The organism is Paraburkholderia sp. MM5482-R2 (genome assembly GCF_050436125.1).
GTDB classification, from domain to species: domain Bacteria; phylum Pseudomonadota; class Gammaproteobacteria; order Burkholderiales; family Burkholderiaceae; genus Paraburkholderia; species Paraburkholderia tuberum.
In genome coordinates, this window is sequence record NZ_JBNDLP010000004.1 from 404,917 (window position 1) to 424,389 (window position 19,473).

Annotated in this window: 15 protein-coding genes and 4 pseudogenes; 16 read left to right on the forward strand and 3 right to left on the reverse strand. The window is 58.5% G+C overall.

Going from position 1 to position 19,473, the window contains the following annotated elements; genetic code table 11:
- The first annotated feature begins 34 nt into the window (after positions 1 to 34).
- The 4 genes and pseudogenes from nifV to OKW37_RS37980 all read left to right on the forward strand — a co-directional run bounded on the left by nifV (position 35) and on the right by OKW37_RS37980 (position 2,700).
- Complete coding sequence (gene nifV, locus OKW37_RS37965; protein WP_429402228.1) at positions 35 to 1,171, forward strand: homocitrate synthase; 1,137 nt, start codon at positions 35 to 37, stop codon at positions 1,169 to 1,171.
- Between the two features lie 42 nt (positions 1,172 to 1,213).
- On the forward strand, positions 1,214 to 1,570 hold the full coding sequence (nifW, locus tag OKW37_RS37970) for a nitrogenase-stabilizing/protective protein NifW (RefSeq protein ID WP_260335095.1): 357 nt from the start codon (positions 1,214 to 1,216) through the stop codon (positions 1,568 to 1,570).
- Positions 1,567 to 2,049: pseudogene (locus tag OKW37_RS37975) on the forward strand (electron transfer flavoprotein subunit alpha/FixB family protein); the annotation flags it as partial. The gene nifW and the pseudogene OKW37_RS37975, both read left to right, overlap by 4 nt.
- A 165-nt stretch (positions 2,050 to 2,214) precedes the next feature.
- Entirely contained in the window at positions 2,215 to 2,700 is a 486-nt protein-coding gene (locus OKW37_RS37980) for a hypothetical protein (RefSeq protein ID WP_184053415.1), read from the forward strand.
- A 160-nt stretch (positions 2,701 to 2,860) separates the two neighbouring features.
- Here the strand turns inward: OKW37_RS37980 and OKW37_RS37985 are convergent, their stop codons facing one another.
- Entirely contained in the window at positions 2,861 to 2,947 is an 87-nt protein-coding gene (locus tag OKW37_RS37985; protein ID WP_311541616.1) for a nitrogen fixation protein NifQ, read from the reverse strand.
- Positions 2,948 to 3,029: 82 nt separating this feature from the next.
- Between OKW37_RS37985 and OKW37_RS37990 the strand changes: the two are divergent.
- A pseudogene (locus tag OKW37_RS37990) lies at positions 3,030 to 3,217 on the forward strand (IS3-like element ISBvi4 family transposase); the annotation flags it as partial.
- A 58-nt stretch (positions 3,218 to 3,275) separates the two neighbouring features.
- Here the strand turns inward: OKW37_RS37990 and OKW37_RS37995 are convergent.
- Positions 3,276 to 4,223: a LysR family transcriptional regulator gene (locus OKW37_RS37995; RefSeq protein ID WP_184053413.1), complete on the reverse strand. Its 948-nt coding sequence runs from the start codon at positions 4,221 to 4,223 to the stop codon at positions 3,276 to 3,278.
- A gap of 515 nt (positions 4,224 to 4,738) precedes the next feature.
- Between OKW37_RS37995 and OKW37_RS38000 the strand changes: the two genes are divergently transcribed.
- From OKW37_RS38000 to nodU, 3 genes are all read left to right on the forward strand, one after another.
- Positions 4,739 to 6,751: a carbamoyltransferase family protein gene (locus OKW37_RS38000; protein ID WP_429402227.1), complete on the forward strand. Its 2,013-nt coding sequence runs from the start codon at positions 4,739 to 4,741 to the stop codon at positions 6,749 to 6,751.
- A 192-nt stretch (positions 6,752 to 6,943) separates the two neighbouring features.
- Entirely contained in the window at positions 6,944 to 7,573 is a 630-nt protein-coding gene (gene nodS / locus OKW37_RS38005; protein WP_184053409.1) for a nodulation methyltransferase NodS, read from the forward strand.
- Positions 7,574 to 7,586: 13 nt separating this feature from the next.
- Complete coding sequence (gene nodU, locus OKW37_RS38010; protein ID WP_184038150.1) at positions 7,587 to 9,308, forward strand: nodulation protein NodU; 1,722 nt, start codon at positions 7,587 to 7,589, stop codon at positions 9,306 to 9,308.
- 205 nt (positions 9,309 to 9,513) lie between these two features.
- On the opposite strand, the pseudogene OKW37_RS38015 reads toward nodU, so the two are convergent.
- Positions 9,514 to 9,779, reverse strand: a pseudogene (locus OKW37_RS38015) (transposase); the annotation flags it as partial.
- Between the two features lie 293 nt (positions 9,780 to 10,072).
- Between OKW37_RS38015 and OKW37_RS38020 the strand changes: the two are divergent.
- From OKW37_RS38020 to OKW37_RS38055, 8 genes and pseudogenes are all read left to right on the forward strand, one after another.
- Positions 10,073 to 11,389: pseudogene (locus OKW37_RS38020) on the forward strand (lysine N(6)-hydroxylase/L-ornithine N(5)-oxygenase family protein).
- A gap of 4 nt (positions 11,390 to 11,393) precedes the next feature.
- On the forward strand, positions 11,394 to 12,635 hold the full coding sequence (locus tag OKW37_RS38025; protein ID WP_184053403.1) for an MFS transporter: 1,242 nt from the start codon (positions 11,394 to 11,396) through the stop codon (positions 12,633 to 12,635).
- A gap of 40 nt (positions 12,636 to 12,675) precedes the next feature.
- Positions 12,676 to 13,455, forward strand: a complete 780-nt coding sequence (locus tag OKW37_RS38030; RefSeq protein ID WP_184053401.1) for a phytanoyl-CoA dioxygenase family protein — start codon at positions 12,676 to 12,678, stop codon at positions 13,453 to 13,455.
- 16 nt (positions 13,456 to 13,471) lie between these two features.
- On the forward strand, positions 13,472 to 13,807 hold the full coding sequence (locus tag OKW37_RS38035; RefSeq protein WP_184053551.1) for a cupin domain-containing protein: 336 nt from the start codon (positions 13,472 to 13,474) through the stop codon (positions 13,805 to 13,807).
- 1 nt (position 13,808) lies between these two features.
- On the forward strand, positions 13,809 to 15,392 hold the full coding sequence (locus OKW37_RS38040) for a class I tRNA ligase family protein (protein WP_429402226.1): 1,584 nt from the start codon (positions 13,809 to 13,811) through the stop codon (positions 15,390 to 15,392).
- An 18-nt stretch (positions 15,393 to 15,410) separates the two neighbouring features.
- Positions 15,411 to 16,568, forward strand: a complete 1,158-nt coding sequence (locus tag OKW37_RS38045; protein WP_429402225.1) for a PLP-dependent aminotransferase family protein — start codon at positions 15,411 to 15,413, stop codon at positions 16,566 to 16,568.
- A gap of 307 nt (positions 16,569 to 16,875) precedes the next feature.
- The gene (locus OKW37_RS38050; RefSeq protein WP_184053395.1) at positions 16,876 to 18,432 is read left to right on the forward strand and encodes a cytochrome c peroxidase; all 1,557 of its coding nucleotides are present in this window, start codon (positions 16,876 to 16,878) and stop codon (positions 18,430 to 18,432) included.
- Positions 18,433 to 18,813: 381 nt separating this feature from the next.
- Entirely contained in the window at positions 18,814 to 19,359 is a 546-nt protein-coding gene (locus OKW37_RS38055) for a DNA-binding protein (protein WP_184053393.1), read from the forward strand.
- The last annotated feature ends 114 nt before the right edge of the window (positions 19,360 to 19,473 follow it).

Here is a 19,473-nt window from a genome sequence, read left to right on the forward strand (position 1 = left end):
TGCGATCCATCGCCGACAACTCAAGAGACCTGACATGCTCAATCCGATCATCAATGACACGACGCTTCGTGACGGCGAGCAGACCGCCGGTGTCGCGTTTCGCACCGAGGAAAAATGCGCGATCGCCGCCGCACTGTCGCAAGCCGGCGTGGCCGAACTCGAAATCGGAATTCCTGCCATGGGCGAAGACGAAATGGCGTGCATCGCTGCGATCGTCGACCTGAACCTCGACGCCCGTCTGATGGTTTGGGGGCGCCTCACGGACGAGGATCTCACCGCGGCATTGCGCTGCGATGCCGATATCGTTCATCTCTCGGTTCCCGTTTCGGATATTCAGTTGCAACACAAGCTGCGGCAGTCGCGCAGTTGGGTCCTGGCGCAGATCGCACGCGTCGTCGACGAGGCAGCGAAAAACCATCCCAAGATTTCCCTTGGCATGGAAGACGCCTCGCGCGCGGATCCCTCATTTCTCATAGAAGTGGCTCAATGCGCGCAGCAGCACGGGGCCCAGCGCGTGCGCTTTGCCGACACTGTCGGTATCCTGGACCCCTTTAAGACCTTCTACGCCATTGCAGCGCTGCGCGTCGCCGTCGATCTGGAGATCGAAATCCATGCGCACGACGACCTCGGGCTCGCCACAGCCAACACCCTGGCCTCCCTTGGGGCCGGCGCGACCCATGCGAGCACCACCGTCAACGGGTTGGGTGAGCGCGCCGGCAATGCAGCGCTGGAAGAAGTCGTGATGGGCGTGCGGCACCTGCTGCGACGAGACACTGGCGTCGACACCAGAGCGCTGCCCGACATTTCGTCGCTGGTCGAACAAGCCTCAGGCCGCGCAGTTTCCTTCAACAAGAGCATCATCGGTAGGAGCATCTTTACTCACGAGTCGGGCATTCACACCGACGGCCTCGCGAAGCACCCCACGACCTACGAGGGATTCGATCCGGCAGAGCTCGGCCGGCAACGGTCGACGATACTCGGGAAACATTCTGGATCTCAAAGTGTGCGTGAGGCCTACGACGCTCTAGGCGTGAGGGTGTCGGAGCGGCTCATCCCGCTCCTGCTTGCGCGCATCCGCTCTTTCGTCACGCAGTACAAGCAGGCGCCGAATGCAAGCGATCTGCGCCGCTTCCTGACCCAAGCCCACAGCACGCGGGTGAAGGTGTCGTGAGTGTGGTTATGGCGGCCAAACTTGTCCAATAGAAGTAACGACATGCAAGAAGTTATCGAACAACTGCGTCACCCGTCGTCGGCCGAGGATTTCCTGCGATTCTTCGACATCGCATTCGACAAGAAGGTGGTGAACGTGAGCCGCCTGCACGTCCTCAAGCGCTTCTTTCAGTATATCGAGCAACAGAAAGAACTACCGCGTAACAACGCGACGGCCGTGCTCGCCGTCTATCGATGCTTACTGCAGAAGGCCTACAACGACTTCGTTGTATCCACGCCCGCGGAGCAAAAGGTCTTCAAAGCGTCCAGCCTGCGCGACGTGTCGCTGAAACTCGTGCACAAGATATTCGCTCGCCATCCGACATTGGAGGCGGACCTGTTGATGAAGAGGGCCCCATGAACTCGCCCGCTGCCTCGGAAAAGAAGCCGGCCGCGCCGGTCAAACGGGCCGCCGGCCGTAACCTCAATCTGCCCGAACATCTGAAAGCCTACCAGGGCGTCTGGGTCTTTCTCGAGCACGACCGCGGCCACGTGCATAGCGTGTCGTGGGAGCTGCTCGGTGAGGCGCACAAGCTCGCCGACAAACTCGGCAGTCGTGTCGCTGTGGCCGTGCTCGGCGGTACCGACGAGCCGCCTGAGCAGTTTGCCAGTGAGGCGTTCAGTTTCGGCGCGGACAAAGCGTATGTGATTCACGACACTGTGTCGCCCGGCCATCGCAACGAACCGTTCACGAAGGGGCTGACCGACCTGGTCAACAAGTACCGCGCCGAGATTCTGCTGCTCGGTGCAACCTCGATGGCCCGGGATCTCGCCGGATCTGTCGCAACGACGCTCTTGACCGGCCTCACCGCCGACTGCACTGAGCTGAACATTGACCCGTAGTTGCCGCATTCTGTGCACGGACCATCACAACCTCGAATGGGCGTGTCCGCGCGGCGGGAATCGCATCCAGTTCAGGTTCGCGTAGACAAACACATCCATCGTCACATCGGCTTCCGAGCGCTGCAAAAGCGGCCGGACGCCTCATCATATCGGAGCAAATTGATGAATCTCATTACTGGTATCGAATCGACCGTTCTCTTCGGCGGCAATGTTCCCTCCCCCGTGCTACAGCTGATCGAGAGAACCCGCGGCGGCAGCAACGACGATGTGGCCGCCGCGTTGTGGACTGCGGTCCTGTCGTACCCGCGCTGCCTGCCCCCCTACTATCTGCTGTATAAGTTCCATGCGAACCGGGGTGAACTTGGCGAGGCGCAGGAGGTCGCGACCAAGGCTTTGGCGGTTGCCGCCCGGCAGGCATCGCTCGACAGCGACTGGTGTGCGGTACAGCCGGGCGACACCGACTTCACCATTCCTGGTCCGGGCCGCTTCTGGCTCTTCACACTGAAGGCGCTCGCGTTCATCAGCGTGCGGCGCGGTGAGCGCGCCGTTGCACTGAGGCTGATCGCCAAGCTGCGCAGGCTGGACCCGATCGATTGCATAGGCTTGGACGTCGTGGAAGCCTTGCTCGCACAGTCCGGATCCCGATAATCGCCGCCGGAAGATCAACTGACAGATTGACAATATGTCCCCGGCATGGCTATGGCAGAACTCCATTGCAGTTCATGGCGATCGTTTCAGTAGTCAAAGCCGACGCTCACCGCACACTTCGCGCGGGCGCGCACGCTGGCCTACCTAGACAGTCAGATCTTCATTCTGGCCCGAAGCAATCCGCGAAATCGGCACAATCGCCGCAGTTTGAAGCCTTGCAGATAATCAACGCCTCGCGCTCGCACACGTGCTTGTAGAGGATTTTTTTCGCTTCATGCCGTGGACGCTTTTTCAGCGAGCCGTGGAAACCGGTAGCCCAGCGCTGCCGACAATTCGGCGTACATCCGATAAAGAGACCGCGTCGCAAGCAGGGGTTGCGTTGCAACCAGAAACGCAAATCAAGGCAACAACCAGATTGACACACGGCTTGCCGATCGCGCCGAACCTGCTCGATCAGGCGTTTGCCGTCACCGCGCCGAATGAGGCCCGGTGTGCCGATACACGTTATATCGCCACAAAACCCCCGAAACCCCACAAATCCATGCCGCAAAAACCTTGCTGAAAGATCCCATTTCCTAACTTGGCTGGATTGGTCTTCGCGTGGTCTTAGGCGGAGGAATCATGCGTGACGCCTCCTGCAATATTATCTCCAGCATCCAATTGCTTGCCGGATCACTGTTGTGAAGGGCAGACCATTGGACGGCCTCGGTGAATGCGGGACGTGGCAGCGGAAGTTCGACGATCCGCAGAGGCATCGCTTTTTCGAAATACTTGACCAGCCTTAACGGCATCGTCCCTATACGGTCAGTGTTTAATAGCATAGGCGGGATCATGCTAAAGCTCGGCACGATGACCTCGTCCCGTCTCTTGAGACCGTGCTGAAGCAAAAACCATTCCTCGATGGAGGGCTGCCGCGCCCGCCCGAACTTGACCACAACGTGCCCCATCGACATATATCTCTCGAATGTGAGTTGCCCTGATAGCTGCTGGTTCGTGCGGCAGCCTACGCACACGAGCGTCTCCTCGAACAGCTTCGCTTTAGGGTGCGCGCTCGACATGAAAAATTCCGGCAAGATAAGAAAATCGGCTTCGCCGCGCCGGAGAACCTCATCGGGGTCATCGGCAAGTGGCAGCAATTCGAAACTGACGGCGGGAGCTTCCCGTGCAATACGCTCCACGATCTTTCGAAAAAATACGACTGTCATGAAATCGGAAAGAATGATCCTGAAGCGGCGATCCGATTTGGCTGGGTTGAACACGTCCTGGGAAATAACGGAGAGCTGGATGTGCACCAGAGCCTCCCGGACTGGAGCAGCGAGCCCTTCTGCACGCGGTGTTGGGACAAGTTCCCGGCCCCTCATCGTAAATAGTTCGTCGCAGAAATAGGCGCGTAGCCTGGCGACGGCCGCGCTCATGGCCGGCTGGCTCAGGTTGATGCTGCGTGCCGCCGCAGTGAGGTTACGCTCGGTCATCAGAGCATCGAGCGCGACGAGGAGATTTAGATCGAGGCCTTTGAAACGCATGATCCCAACTTATCCATAGTGTGGATGTGTTCCATCAAGACAAACGATTTTACGAATTGTACGGCATGGAGGATAGTGTTCCTTGTAAATCCGATTGAATTTCGCAAACCTGCTGGCACCTTCGTGGTGCCGGGGTATTGGATGCAGTGTGTCGTAGAACTGAGCAAAGCCGAGGAAATGACGTTGCAGCAGTTGTCGATCAATCACATGCATCGGGAGCCCTCCTCGCGAACCAGCCGCATGTTTGGCAACGATTGGGGATTTCCTCGGGGTTCCAGCGCTTCAGCTTTCTGGTCGCGCCATCCTTCAGCGCCAAGAAACGCGACCCTGGACCAAACGGTACAGAATTTTCATGAATTGCGGCGCCATTTTGCAGACGGACCCTACGCGAGATTCTTTGGGGCTGGTGACGTCTGACCGGTGTTCGCAGCGGCGAGCGATACCCTACCTTACTTATGTGGTAGGGGTTCGAGTCTTGCCAATAGGGGCTTCCTACCACGATGAAGGAGAGAAACATGCTGTGCTTAGGAGTGAGCGGCGGGCTAGACAAAGTTCATGAAAATTCACTCGAACTGCCGAACACATTTCTGCACGACGGCGCTGCGGTGCTTGTCCGGGACGGACGCGTAATAGCGGCCGTCGAAGAGGAGCGCCTCAACCGGATCAAGCACTCTAACAAGTTCCCGAGCAGTTCAATTCAATACTGCCTCGCATCCGCAGGGATTCAGCTCAGCGATATCGACCACATCGCGTTTTACGCTACCGAGGCCTATTGCAACGTTATGCTCGAACGCCTGTGCCTGTCCCAGCCGAACATCTCCAATCCGGTGGATGCCAAGCTGTTTCTGCGTAACTTACTAATGCGGGAATTCGGTACCGAGGTCGATCCTTCGCGAGTCTCATTCGTGAGTCACCATCTGGCGCATGCCGTGAGCGCGTTTGCGATGTCTGGATTCGACCAAAGTCTGATCCTCGCGGTCGATGGCGGCGGTGATTTCCTCTCAGGGCTCTTGGCGCTCGGATCTGGAACCGAAATTACGCAACTCGCGACTTTCGCAGAGCATAATTCTCTAGGACTGTTTTATCTCGAAACAATCCGGTATCTCGGTTACGGCTTGTTCGACGAATACAAGGTCATGGGGCTTGCACCTTATGGGGATCCCGCTCCCTATCGCGGGCTCTTCGAGCAATTCTATCAACTGTCCGCCAACGGTGAGTACCGCGTATACCTGGACCGCATCGGTCCGACGCTGCTCCGCAGCATCCAGGTCCGGCGAAAGGGAATGCCATTCACACAGCAGCATCGAGATGTGGGTGCTTCATTGCAGGAAGCGCTGGAGCGGATCGTGTTTCACATTCTCCGCCATCATCGCGAGGTCACCGGTATGAAGCGGCTGTGTATAGCCGGAGGAGTAGCTCATAACTGCACCATGAACGGTAAGCTGCTGTATTCGGGACTTTTCGAAGACATCTTCGTGCAGCCCGCAGCGCATGACGCCGGTTGCGCATTAGGCGCTGCGCTGATGATGTCAAACGACTTCGGTCGGCCCGCGCCACGTGAGCGATTACAGGAGGTTTATTGGGGGCCCGATCTGGGGAGCGATCTGGTCGTGGAGCAAGAATTGAATGCGTGGGCCGGACACCTCGACGTTGAACGCAGTGATGACGTGGCAGGCAGAGCAGCGGACTGGATGGCCAATGGCGCCGTGATCGGCTGGGTGCAGGGTCGTTCGGAGTTCGGGCCACGCGCGCTTGGCAACCGCAGCATTCTTGCCGATCCCAGGCCGGCGGCAAACAAGGACCGGATCAACGCCATGGTCAAAAAGCGTGAGGGTTACCGACCGTTCGCGCCATCAGTGCTCGAGGACGATGCGCGCGAATTTTTTGACCTCCCAGAGCGCACCTGCGAATTCCCTTTTATGAATTTTGTAGTTCGCGTGCGCGACTCCAAGCGTCCCTTGCTCGGCGCCATCACGCACATTGACGGTACAGCGCGGCTGCAAACAGTATCGCGCAAGACCAATCCCCCCTATTGGGAGGTTATTAATGCGTTCAAGAAGCGGACAGGAATCCCAATTCTGCTCAATACTTCCTTTAATAACAACGCTGAGCCGATCGTAGATTCGGTTGCAGACGCGATTGCCACATTTCTGACGACAGAGCTGGATGGACTTGTGGTCGGGCCGTTCCTCGTCAAAAAGCGGCCCGCAACGCAGGAACATTGGACTGCGCTCGCGGTTTCACTGCCGCCCTATGCATCGCTCTATCGAGTCCGCGCTCACACAGCGCGGGATCGTCAGGAGACGGTGTGCGAAATTCGCACCGGCGGCTCCAACTGTGACAGTGTGCGTATTTCACATGAGTTGTTCGATCTGCTGATGCAGATCGAAGGCGAAGCCGTAATCGGACATCTTCTCGATACATTTACGCCTGAGCAGACTCGACGTGAAGCCCTCGTCGAGGAGCTGCGCGGATTGTGGGAACAGCGTCGGGTTCGGCTACATCCCTCACGGGCGTTGTCACGGTAACGACGCCCTTCCAATGAGTGGCTGAAGATCTGAAACCAGGTAACAGCGCTCGCGAGCTATTTGTCTAGAACGTTAAACAATAGCGTTTGGCCGCCGTGTAGTTCTTGTACCAACACGCCGGTGTCCAACGGAGCACCAGTCCCGGCCCAAGGTCCGGACACTTGCAGTGGCGCACCATAAAGGTAGGCGGAATTGACACATCAAACGAACTTCGAATTGCTGCGTCGGGAATTGGACGCAGACGATCCATGGCGGCTCGACAGCAATCCCTTTGAGCAGGAGCGCCACAGGCAAATGCTTCGGATGGCACTTTCGCAGGGATCCGTCACAAATGCGCTCGAAGTCGGATGCGCAGGCGGAGCCTTCACGGAAATATTGGCACCGCACTGCCAACGGCTCACCGTGATCGATATCGTGCCACACGCAATTGCCAGGACACGCGAACGGATGATGGACCCACCACACATCAATTGGATCGTCTCCGATGTCCAGCATTTTTCGACTGAGCAACAGTTCGATCTGGTCGTGGTGGCGGAGGTTCTTTATTACCTCGACGGCAGCGCCGAGGTGCGCGCGGCTGTCCGCAATTTAGCACGGATGCTTGCGCCCGGTGGACAGCTGGTTTTCGGATCGGCACATGACGCCAATTGCCGGCGATGGGGCCACATTGCCGGAGCCGAGACGGTCATAGCCATCCTGGAAGAAGAGCTGGTTGAAATCGATCGTTTGAGGTGCGTCGGTCAGTCGTTGAATGAAGACTGTCTGCTCGCCAGTTTTCGAAACGCGGCTTCGCCTTCGTGTGGACCAACTTACCAGCCTTAGGCCGGGAGATATTATGCGCATCTGTGGGATCAAACTGACGCACGACGGAGCGATCGCCCTTGTCGAGGATGGAAAACTGGTTTTTTGCGTGGAGCAGGAAAAGCGAGACAACAATCCGCGGTATCAGGCAATCGACGACCTCGACGCGATCGCGATCGCATTGGCCGAGCATGGTTTCGATGCGCACGATATCGACCAGTTTGTCATCGACGGCTGGGACGGAGTAGTCGAGTCGCAGTTTCGCGTCCTCAGTGGGTCGATTCCCGTCAGCCTGAAAGGGGCCCCTTATGCCGAACGCCAAGCCGATGATCTTCTCGCTTCGATCGACGGCTCCGGACTGCTTGTCGGGGGCCAGTCCTTTCCTTATAAAAGCTATCCTCACGTGTCAGGCCATGTGGCCTCCGCGTACTGCACCAGTCCCTTTGCCCAAAGCGGGCAACCTGCATTCTGTTTGGTGTGGGATGGTGGCATCGTCCCACGCCTCTATCATGTAGAACGCCACCACGCCCGCCATATTGACTGCCTGTTCCCCGTGATAGGTCACATCTACGCTGCGGCGGGTCATCACTTTGGTCCTTATAAGAAGCCGGGCGGCGCCCGGTGGGATCTGGGTGTGGCCGGCAAGCTGATGGCTTACATCGCGCTGGGCTCCGTTGACGAAGATATCGTTGAGGTATTTCGCGAGCTTTATCAGGCACGCTTTGCTGGCGACACGGAGTGTGCGCAAGCTTATCGCGAGAACATCCACAGCGCGGACGCGTCACTAGCGGCTGTAGGAGAGTTCTTCGAAGCAAGCGCGCTGCGACTGGAAGCCAAGCCGCCCGAAGACGTACTCGCCTCGTTCCATGTATTCCTCGAGCGTCTTCTCGTTGATGAAATGGGTATCGCGCTGCAGCGCCATTCGATTGCGGGGCCGAAAAATCTGTGCATCGCCGGCGGATGCGGACTCAATATCAAATGGAACAGCGCCCTGCGCGCAAGCGGTTTGTTCGACGCAATCTGGGTGCCGCCGTTTCCCAACGATAGCGGGTCTGCGATTGGCGCCGCTTGTTGCGCGCTGGCAGTCGAGAAGGGCTTCGTGCCGCTGGAGTGGTCGGTATATAGCGGACCGGCCTTAAAAGGTTGCCAAGTACCGCCCGGATGGACGGCGTCTACTTGCTCCATTGCAGAACTCGCCAGCATACTCGCCACTAGCAAGCCCGTCATTTTCCTTGCCGGCCGAGCCGAACTCGGACCACGAGCATTGGGGGGCAGAAGCATTCTGGCCGCCGCGACTTTGCCCACAATGAAGGATCATCTCAACGACATCAAGTTTCGAGAGCACTTCCGTCCCGTTGCGCCAATTTGCCTTGAGGATCGTGCGCCGACCATTTTTAGCCCGGGGAGCCCTGATCCCTATATGTTGTTCGATCATCAGACGCGCGCGGAATGGCGAGAAAGAATCCCTGCCGTCGTGCATCTCGACGGATCTGCCCGATTGCAGACCATTTCGAGAACTTCCGAGCATCCGGTGGCGCAACTTCTGGTCGAATACGAAAAGCTGACGGGTATTCCGTTGCTCTGCAACACGAGCGCCAACTATCACGGACGAGGTTTCTTCCCGGACGCTGCTTCAGCCTGTGCGTGGGGACGCGTCGAACGTGTGTGGTGCGATGGTTTGTTACTGACCAGGACTGGTCTGTCGCCGTCAGTCGACGAAACACTTTTCGCTACGTTGCCGTTCGAAGATTGCTGACGTTGCAGCTCAGTGGTCAGTACGACGCGGTCAATTGTCCCGGCAGCTCGCTCTATCGCTACGGTCCGAAGACGATCAGCCGGCCTCCCTTGGCTCGATTTTCGCAAGCACTTATCCCGGGCGGAGGTTGCTCATCGACCTGCGGAACCTCGATGCCATCCTCGGAAACGTGGCATCTTCTTCAAAATGCAGTGGGTAATGGGGCTCACGGGGCGTGCGGGTTAAAGCTGGAGAAATCCAGCTTGCCGGCGATGAGAAAGAGGACGGTGCGCATCGTCGTGAAGCGCGTGTCACCGCGAGCCTTGCGCTTGGCAGCTTGAAACAAGCCTTGATGGCCTCGATGAAGCCGTTGGTCTGGCGGGTCTGAGTCCAGGCGACGATGCCATCGAAGTGCTGGTGAATCATTCGCGCCACTTCCTTCATCGGCTCGACCTTTGAGCGCATGACGTTGGTGCACCACTGCCGCAACACGCGTGGACAATTGACGCACCGCAAGGTTTGCGTATGTTCAAAGTGTTCAGCTTCTCAATTCCTCGTATGATTCACTCAGGCGGCCCGAGGTAATGTCAAACCAAGCATAGTGCTGGTCAGAATGCCGCTATTGGGAAGAAAAGCGATCGTCATCGACTGCTTTCGTTTTCCTGCAGCGGGCATCGGCTACGCAGTACGCCGGCACCACCGCCTCAATCTTAGTCCACGGGAATTGCGCTGCACTATCTCGGTTGGCCAATTCCCCTCTAACGGCGGAACAAGTTCCTATGGACATGCTAGACGTCATCGGTATTGGTATCGGACCGTTCAATCTAAGCCTCGCGGCGCTCATTCAGCCCACCGGTTTGCGAGCGCTCTTCTTTGAGAAGCGCATAAAATTCTCCTGGCATCCGGGGCTCATGCTGCCCCAAAGTCAACTCCAGGTGTCGCCGCTCAAGGATTGCGTGACCCTGGTGAATCCCACAAGCCCCTATTCCTTTCTCAACTATCTCGCTGTACATCGACGCCTGTACAGCTTCGTGAATAAAGGTGGAAACAGCACGTCGCGACGTGAGTTCACCCACTATTACCAATAGGTCGCGCAATGCCTGGACACGCTTCGATTCGGCGAGGAGGTGATCGATATCAGGCCTTGCAATAAGGGCTATTGCGTGACCACCACCGCGCGCACATATCATGCGCGCGCGGTAGTGGTCGGGGTCGGGGTCGAACCCAAGGTGCCGGCATGTGCGCGGCAGGTGGTTGGCGAGACGGTCTATCACGTTGACGACTACCTTAACCGGAAACCGTTCAGCGAAGACGAACATGTGCTGGTGGTGGGCGGCGGGCAGAGCGGCGCGGAAGTCGTCGAGCACATGCTGACCGAGTCAGGTCCCGACAAGATCACTTGGGCGACGTCGCGCGCCAATCTGTTTGCGATGGACGACAACGCATTTGTCAATGAAGCATACATACCCAGTTATAGCCAACGCTTTCACACGCTGCCGATCCAGCAGCGCCGGGCCATTGTTGAAAGCGAAAAGCTCACCAGCGACGGCATCTCCGCCAGCCTGTGCAACCGGCTCTATGAAGCGTTGTACGAACGCAGCGTCCATAGCACGCTAGCCGACTGCTTTCGTCTGTTGCCTTCGGTGACGATGGACGAGATCACACGCCGCAGCGGTCGCTGGCATATCGGGTTGACCTCGCTCGTCACGTCGCAGCGCAACGGCATAAGCGCGGACAGAATCATCCTGGCAACCGGTTTTCAGCCGCGCCATTTGCCATTCGTTCAGAAGCTGCTCGACGGCGCAAGCCGTGAAGACGGTCTGCCAACGCTCGATCCCGATTACGCCGTGCGCTTCGATGCGCCAATGCCCGGTCCCGTGTATCTGCAAAACCAAAGCCGCGTCCAGCATGGCCTGCAAAGCGTCAATCTTTCGCTGGTCGCGTACAGGAACACCCGCATCATCAACAGTCTGCTAGGTCGTGCGTTCTATCCGGATGTTCCGGACCGGCAACTGCTCGACAGCCTTGAGGATCAGGAGACTGAAGCAGGATCGATACTGTGCGACGCGCATCAGGCCTCGCGTCATCCGGCAGTGGCGTAAGCGCATGACTAGCTCCTCCGTTTATCTATCGACCGGCGAGCGTGCGATCTCACACGCCGAGCACTTGCCGGCATCCCTCCAATTACGGGCGTTCATTCCGTTTCTGATCGCTTCACTGGTGATCGCCGCTTCGTACGGGACGAGTTTTCTCCTGCCCGAGTACCTGCAATCCCTGGGCATGAAGAGCGATGTCGCCGGCGCCGTGATTTCGAGCGGCATGGTCTCGACCATGATCTGCTGCTGCGTGGCTGGGCGCATAGCCCAGCGTATCGGTGTCATGCCGACCATTGCGCTGGCCTCGCTCGTCATGGCAGGCAGCATGCTCTGCTTCGCCGCTGCGCCAATGGACATTCGTGCCGTCTATGCAGGCGGTTTGCTGTTGGGCGCTGGGTGGTCCGTGTTCTTCATACTCGCGCCGCTGCAAATCATCCATCATCTGTGCCCCAACGCGCGTATCCAGTACCTGACCTTCGTCTCCGGCACGCAAATGGCCGGCCTAGGCATGGCGGCGCCTTTGAGCCGCCTGATCGCCCAACATACCGGCTCGATCGCGCTGGCCTACCTTCTGTTCGCTGCGGCATGCGCGGTGGCGGCAGTCTGCGTCAAGATCGCCGGCGAGGCGATGAGGGATAGGTCCTGTTTGCCGATGACGCGCGTGGCCATTACCGCGACCGACACGTTGGCCCTGCTCAGGGCACGAACAGCAGTGCCGATCGCAATGATCGCACTGGCAGCCTGTGTCTTCGCCGGGCTGGCGACTTACCAGACACCCTATGCCGTCTCGCGTAACCTCAGGCCAGACCTGTTCTTCCTGACGTTCACGATAACCAGCGTGGCACTGCGCTTGTCGCTCGCGAGAAGCCTGGGACGCATCAACCCCGCGCGACTGGCGCTCGCATTGTTTTTGCTGACCGGCGCCTCGCTCGTACTGTTCCTGTCGAACCGCGGCAGCACGACGCTTTATATCGTCGCTACCGCGCTGTTCGCCACGGGCTACGGACTTAGCTACTCGACCCTGAACGGCATGGCCGTGAACCTCGCCGAAGACCACGGCGTTTCGGTGCCGATGACTTCGCAAATTTTTACGCTTGCCTATTTCATCGGTCTGTTCGGATTCCCTTTCCTATGTGGCGCCCTGATTCACGTTTTCGGCGCCGATGCAATGCTCGTCGCCCTGCTAGGCGCCGTACTCGCCAATGTCGTGCTACTCGGCGTCATGCGAATGAAGGCACATTTCGCCGCCTGACTTCTCCTTGAAAACTCCGTTCTTTAACGAGGTGATTCGTATGCTGAATGAAACACAAAAATCCAAGTGGCATGAAGATGGATATCTAAAAGTAGAGGGCTTTTTCGATCCGGTCACCCGCGAAAAGATTTCTGCTCTGGTCAACGATGTCTCGCGCTGGGAAATCAGCGACAACAAATGGATGATGTGGTTCGAGAAGACCGAGGACGATCGCAGGATCGTTTCAAAGGTAGAGAACTTTTTGGACTTCAACAATGAGCTGCGCGATTTGTTGCTAGCCGACAAGCGTATCCAGACGGCTGTCGAATCGCTTCTCGATGAAGATACCCGCATGCTCAAGGAACTGCTCATCTTCAAGTACCCGGACAGCGGCGGCTATCGTCCGCATCAGGACATCTATCACATCCCGCACAACATTCCTGAACGCATGGTGCATGCCGTGGTCGCCATCGGCATCGACGATTCCGGTCCGGACAACGGCGGCCTGTTCTTCAGTCCGGGCAACCATCAGAAAGGTGTGTTTCCGATGGACGCCGGCGGCGTGATTCATCCGGAGGTGACCGAGACGTTCAAGTGGGAACCCGTGCCCTGGAAGGCCGGCGACATCTTCGTCTTCGACGACTACGCGCCGCACTATTCGCAGCCCAACAAAAGTAACCGTTCGCGCCGCGTGCTCTATCTGGTGTTCCAGCGCGCCTCAACTGGTGGCCCCACGCGTACGGAATACAACAAACTGAAGCGTGCCTACAACCCACCCGAAGGAAAGGAATCGGATATCCACGATCTGAAGCCGCCAAATGGCATTTTCTATCGCACCTAATGTAATTCACCGGAGGATGTGCGTGTACACAAAGCAGATTGACTCATCCATGATGCGGCCGGAATACGGCGTTCTAGTTTGCCGGCTGCTCGAACATCTGCCCGCTGGCCTGACAAAAGCGTTCGGCACGTCGATTGTTGAGGTCGTGCCCGCGGGCGCTGTCAATCTGCACTCCCATTCCGAGCATGAACTGTGGGTACTCATTTCAGGCAAGGGAGTCTTCGAGGTGAATGGTCAGGCGCGGCCAGTGGCAGATTCAACGCTGCTCTATATCGAGCCGAATCAGGAGCACGCGATTCGCAATGCCGATCCGGCAGCGAGCCTGAAATTTCTATCGATATGGTGGGACTAACGTGACCACACGCACTTTTTTCGGTTGCCCCGCACCGCCCTGCCCGAACGGCAAGCTGCATCTCGGCCATATTGGCGGGGTCTATCTGCTCACCGATCTTTTCGTTCGCTTTCAACGTATGAGAGGTCACCGCGCCTACCACGTCACAGGTGCGGACGAGCATGGCACCTATACGGTAGTGAAGGCGCGCAAGCTCGGTCGTCCGATTGACGAAGTCGCGCAGTTGCATATTGACGAGATAATGGATTGCTTGCGGGCAATGCACATCGAGCCCGATGTCTTCGTCAGAACAACGGACGCTACGCACAAGCAGAACAGTCTGAAGATCTTTCGCGAGCTGGAAGCTGCAGGCTACATTGATGTGCGTGATGGCCATCAACTCTACTGCGAAAACTGTGACCAGTTCGTGGCCGATTCGCTTGCCGTCGGCCGCTGCCCCGCGTGCGATGCGTCCACCGACAGCAACTTGTGCGAAAACTGCGGTTTGGCGCAACAGCACTCGAAGTTGCGAGCGCCAGTCCACACGTCGTGCGGCAAACCGCTATCGCTTCGCCCCATCGAACAGGCGGTTTTCGACGTCCCTCGCATAGCAGCCATGCTTGACGATGCGATCAAGGGAAGTGAATGGGATCAAACGATCCAGCGTAAAGCGCGTGCATGGTTGCGTGACGAATTGCGGCCGCTGCCTATGTCGCGCATTTTCGACCGGGGTGTGACACTTGAAGCACCCGCGAAGATTGCGGGGCAAACGTTGATGACGTGGTTCGAAGGGCTTTGGTGTTTCGAGACGGGGATCCGCTTGCAGTGCGCGCGCGACGAGGTCGACTACGACACCGTGATGCGCGACCCCGATACACGCCTCCTGTTTTTCATGGGCCAAGATAATCGCTTCTACTACACCATCGGTGTGACTGGCAGTCTGCTTGCGCGCGGCTATCCGCTTCCGGCAAATCATTCGATCCAGGACTTCTATAAATTGGAGGGCGAGAAATTCTCGACTAGCCGCGACCATGCACTCTGGGCAGATGAAGTATCCCGGCAGGTCGACCCGAGTGTGTTGCGCTATGCGCTCGCTCGGCTTGCCAAGCCGTTCGGCACCAACAATAACGATTTCCAGATCGGCGAACTGATCCGGTCGGCTTCGCACATCCTTGCGTGGGAAAGCGCCCTCCGCCGCGATTCACTGCACTCGGCGAATGTCGATGGAAGCGGTCTTACGCCGGCGCACGACGACATAGTCCAACGTTATATCACCGCGATGGACCAGGTACGCTTCTGGAACGCCCTCGATCTGATTGACGAATACTTCGTCGCGACGGGCTTCGGCACGAGCCCGGAAACGTGGCGGCCGGTGCACGTATCCGTCTTTCTGAGCATGCTCCATCCCGTGATGCCAGTGCTGGCCGAACGCTATGGAAACGTGTTCTTTGGCGAGAATTGGACACCGGCACTCGGCGCAAACGCCATGCTATTGGCTACGCCTCCCAGAGCAACGGCCGAATTTCCGCCGTTCGGAATGCCGATTGCCGACTCGTTCATCCGCCAATATCAATCGCGCTTCCAGCGCGCCGTCGATGCCGCGTAACCAACGATGAAGCCAGTCATGTCGATGCGCAGTCGCACTTCGCTCAGTTATGGGGTATTCGACTACACCTCAGGCAAGGACACAGTCAACTTCGCCTATGGGCTTCCCGATCCTTTGACGTTCGCCCGCCTGCAATGGCCGGACCCGCTTTCCGTCGAGACGGGCGTCAGCACCTCCGACCTACCGCAGTACACCGACGCCTATGGCCTTCCCGAACTGCGCGGACAGCTTGGCCAAAGGTACCGGATGGCGCGTGGCAATGTCATTCTGACGAACGGCGCTTCACAAGCCCTGCAACTGCTCGCCGATGCTTTTATCGACCCAGGAGACGTCGTGCTGACCGAGGACCCGTCCTATCTCGGCGCGTTGCGCATTTTCTCTATTGCGGGCGCGACGGTGGTTCAAGTAGGTGCGGATTCCTCGGGTGTCGACCTCGATCTGCTCGAACAAGCATTGCTGCACGCAAAGGGGCGAGCCAAGTTGTACTACACCACTCCGGCGTTCCACAATCCGACTGGACGATACTTTGCACACCGGCATATGGTCGAGGTGGAGGCTCTCCTGTCCCGCAACGGCGTGCGGCTGGTGCAGGACCTGGTTTATAGCGAGTTGCCCTATGATGGCGCGTCACCTGAGGTTCTGCAGGCGGGTGGTAACATCATCAATGTGCATAGCTTCTCCAAAATCTCAGGCCCCGGGCTTCGCGTAGGCTGGGTGCTGGCCGAGCCGGAAATTGTCGACCGCCTGGCCCACCTGAAATGCGATGGAGGTGTGAGTCCCATTGTCAGCAATATGGCGCTCGCCTTATTGCAGTCGTCGTCTTTGGACGCTCACGTCGAACACCTAAGGACGCACTACCGGAGCAAGCGCGACGCAATGCATAGGCTGTTACAGGCCTGCCGATTCTGCAAACGTGATTACGAGATTCCGAGTGGTGGATTTTCGTTCTGGGTCTCGCTTGCCGAAGGCGTCGATTCCGCCGAATTGGTCGGCGAGGTGCGCCGGAAGCACAATGTGAAACTCGTCGAAGGAAAGCTCCATGGACCGAGCGGTGCAGCCCATGTACGCTTAAACTTCAGTTATCTCCAGCCGCGTTTGATCGAGCGCGGCTTGGCTCAGATAGACGATGCGCATGCGAGCCTTCTGACATCGACGCGCTTTAAGCGGCGTGGCTAGAGAATGCCAAGTACTACGGATAGTCGGTGCGAGATGTACAAGAGTAGGCCGACCGAAGACATCCACTGCGCCGCCTCTCCCGCAAACAACTCGACGAACGCTTTTCGGCATGGCACTACGTCACTGATTTCGCTCAGGATCCGTCCGTTATATAGGCAGACACCCCCTTCGCGCGTGTCTCGGAACCAGTCAATTCCTGTGCGTTCTGTACGATCAGCACGTCATCGCTCTGCAGCCGATATCAACATCAAGACCTACCCGATGTAAACGGTATGGGATTCCGACCAAAATCGAAACAGGAGAGCAAGTGAAAAAACTGCTGATCGTGTCGATCGCCGTCGTGCTGATAGGCTATCTCTGCATCAGCGGTATCGCGTACATACACGACAAGGACTATGCGGAAAGAGCGGCCGTGAGACTGGCTGCGTCCCCACAAGCATTCGGCATCCGCGAAGTGTTGGATCGAAACGCGTGCTATTACTGCCACTCGACGAAAACTGTCCTGCCCAACTATGCCGCGCTACCGGGCATTCGTCAGCTAGCCGAGCACGACATACAGACGGGCCTCGCCTACTTCCGCATCGACAGCCTGTACGCGGCGCTCGAAAGTGGCGTACCGGCCCCCGAAGCCGATCTTGCAAAGCTGGAAACCGTTGTGAACGAACGCAGCATGCCACCAAAGCTGTTCCGCTTCGTACACTGGACCACCGGCTTGAGCGGCGACGATCAACGCGCGCTTGTCGACTGGATCGCGTCACAGCGACACAGCGCATATGCGACGCCCGGCGTTGCACCAGAGTTCGCTAACGAGCCGGTACAACCGTTGCCACATTCCTTGCCGACTGACGCGGGCAAGGTCGCGCTCGGGAAACAGCTTTTCAACGATGTCAGACTATCGGTGGACAACACGATATCGTGTGCGAGCTGCCACAAGCTAGCGATCGGCGGCGTAGATGGAAACAAGGTTTCGTCCGGCGTGGGTGGCCAGTTGGGTGCAATCAACGCACCGACAGTGTTCAATTCGGCACTCAACCGCAAGCAGTTCTGGGACGGTCGCGCCGCCACGCTGCAGGAACAGGCCGGCGGCCCACCGCTGAATCCGGTCGAAATGGCGTCCACGTCATGGAGTGAGATCATCAATAAGCTGAAACAGGACTCATCGCTGACGCAACAGTTCTTGCGGGTGTACCCGGACGGTTGGTCAGGCGAGAACATCACAGACGCGATCGCCGAATATGAGACGACACTGCTAACGCCGAGTCGCTTCGATGCTTACCTGCGCGGCGACAGGGGTGTGCTGAATAGCGAGGAACTGCGCGGCTACCAGTTATTCAAGGCAAACCATTGCGCGACCTGCCACGTTGGCAAGAATCTGGGCGGGCAGTCGTTCGAACGGATGGGCCTCGCGGCCGACTACTTCGCCGCGCGGGGCTACGCGCGCACCGACGCGGACAACGGCCGCGCCAACTTTACGAAAGATCCGCTCGATCGCCATGCGTTCAAGACGCCGACGCTGCGCAACGTTGAGCTGACCGCGCCCTATTTCCACGACGGCAGCCGCATCGATCTGCGCGAAGCTGTACGTGACATGGCGATATATCAGGTCGGCAAACAATTGGCGGAATCGGACATTGACGCAATCGTCGCGTTCCTGAGGACGCTAACGGGTACGCTTCCTTTCCATGCCATGACCATCTCTCGCCAGAACGCCTCGCCCTGCCGAGGCCGCCGCGTGCCCGTCGATACAGTCTCTCCCGTGGTGTTCTCCATCGCATTGCTCCGTCGTTACGATGGCTACACCCTCGCGCCGCGCGTACGTGCGTTCAAGACGGGATGCGCTGATGGATACGGTGCGAGTTCGTGAAGTCCGCACGGGCAAGCTGCCGCTCCTGAAGGTCCGTACGAGGTAGCTTACTCACTAATAAAGTGCTCGGAAGTGGGTCCCATCCCGCAGTGCTTAACCCTGCGTCGATGCCTGTCCCACGCGCCACGGTGACCAATTGTCGGCTGCGGCTTCGGGCGTCGGGCGAAGTCGTGCGCTGGCCGCGATAAGGGCGTTTATCGCGGCGAGACCTTTTTTAATCGCGACAAATGCGGTTTTCTTGCGTCAGGCCTGTGCGTAATACAGACTAAATAAACCGCCCTGCGCCTCGCGCGGCTGGCCTTTCCCGACGTCCCGCCACGCGCCGTCGTTTGCTGCCCGTTTGCTTGCCGTCTGTGGCCGGTCCGCTGCAGGAGGTCCTCCATGGCCCGCCCCGCCGCCGTGACCCCCGACGCGATCCGCGCCACCATCCTCGCGATGCTCGCCGAGGCGGGCGACCCCACCCTCGCGTCCGATGCCCCTTTTCCGGAAGATCGTCTCGTTGCGCAAGCTTCGGGGCACGTCTCGGCGCCGGCGCCCCCCGCCACGCTCTCGCGGCACCTGAACGCCATCGAGGCGGAGGTTGTGCACGCGGGCCTCACCGGCTTCGCGTTGCCCGACGTGCCGCCGGAGATCGCCGCGCAGATGCCCGTGTCGTGGGAGGCCGCAGTCGCCACGCAGCTGGACAGTACGGTGCGGCTATGCCGCGAGGCCGAAGCCTTGGTGGGAGCCGCAGCTGAGGCACAGCACAACGCCGCGCTGAAGGTCGAACTGCTGCGGGTCGAGTTCGCGGACGTGCGGAGTCAGCTAAGCGCCCGAGACGCCGCCCTAGCGGTGGCTGTGCGAATATTGAACGGGCCACGAAGCGGACTGCGACCCTTGAAGATTCTGCAGGCGCAGCTGGAGGCCGGGGCCGCCAACTCGGCGTAGAAGGATGAGAGCCAACTTGCCGCCGAGCGTGCGCGGCTTTCCAAACAGCTAGTGCGTGAAACCGCGCACCAGCGCGACACGGTCCAGACGGAGCAACAGCGCCTCGAGAACTTC

Excerpts from the sequence above, each read along its gene's own strand:
- OKW37_RS38030 (WP_184053401.1), top strand. The coding sequence starts at position 12,676 with ATGCTGAATGAAACACAAAAATCCAAGTGGCATGAAGATGGATATCTA.
- OKW37_RS37980 (WP_184053415.1), top strand. The coding sequence starts at position 2,215 with ATGAATCTCATTACTGGTATCGAATCGACCGTTCTCTTCGGCGGCAAT.
- nodU (WP_184038150.1), top strand. The coding sequence starts at position 7,587 with ATGCGCATCTGTGGGATCAAACTGACGCACGACGGAGCGATCGCCCTT.
- OKW37_RS38000 (WP_429402227.1), top strand. The coding sequence starts at position 4,739 with ATGCTGTGCTTAGGAGTGAGCGGCGGGCTAGACAAAGTTCATGAAAAT.
- OKW37_RS37995 (WP_184053413.1), bottom strand. The coding sequence starts at position 4,223 with ATGCGTTTCAAAGGCCTCGATCTAAATCTCCTCGTCGCGCTCGATGCT.
- nifV (WP_429402228.1), top strand. The coding sequence starts at position 35 with ATGCTCAATCCGATCATCAATGACACGACGCTTCGTGACGGCGAGCAG.
- nifW (WP_260335095.1), top strand. The coding sequence starts at position 1,214 with ATGCAAGAAGTTATCGAACAACTGCGTCACCCGTCGTCGGCCGAGGAT.
- OKW37_RS38055 (WP_184053393.1), top strand. The coding sequence starts at position 18,814 with ATGGCCCGCCCCGCCGCCGTGACCCCCGACGCGATCCGCGCCACCATC.
- OKW37_RS38035 (WP_184053551.1), top strand. The coding sequence starts at position 13,472 with ATGTGCGTGTACACAAAGCAGATTGACTCATCCATGATGCGGCCGGAA.
- OKW37_RS38025 (WP_184053403.1), top strand. The coding sequence starts at position 11,394 with ATGACTAGCTCCTCCGTTTATCTATCGACCGGCGAGCGTGCGATCTCA.
- OKW37_RS38045 (WP_429402225.1), top strand. The coding sequence starts at position 15,411 with ATGTCGATGCGCAGTCGCACTTCGCTCAGTTATGGGGTATTCGACTAC.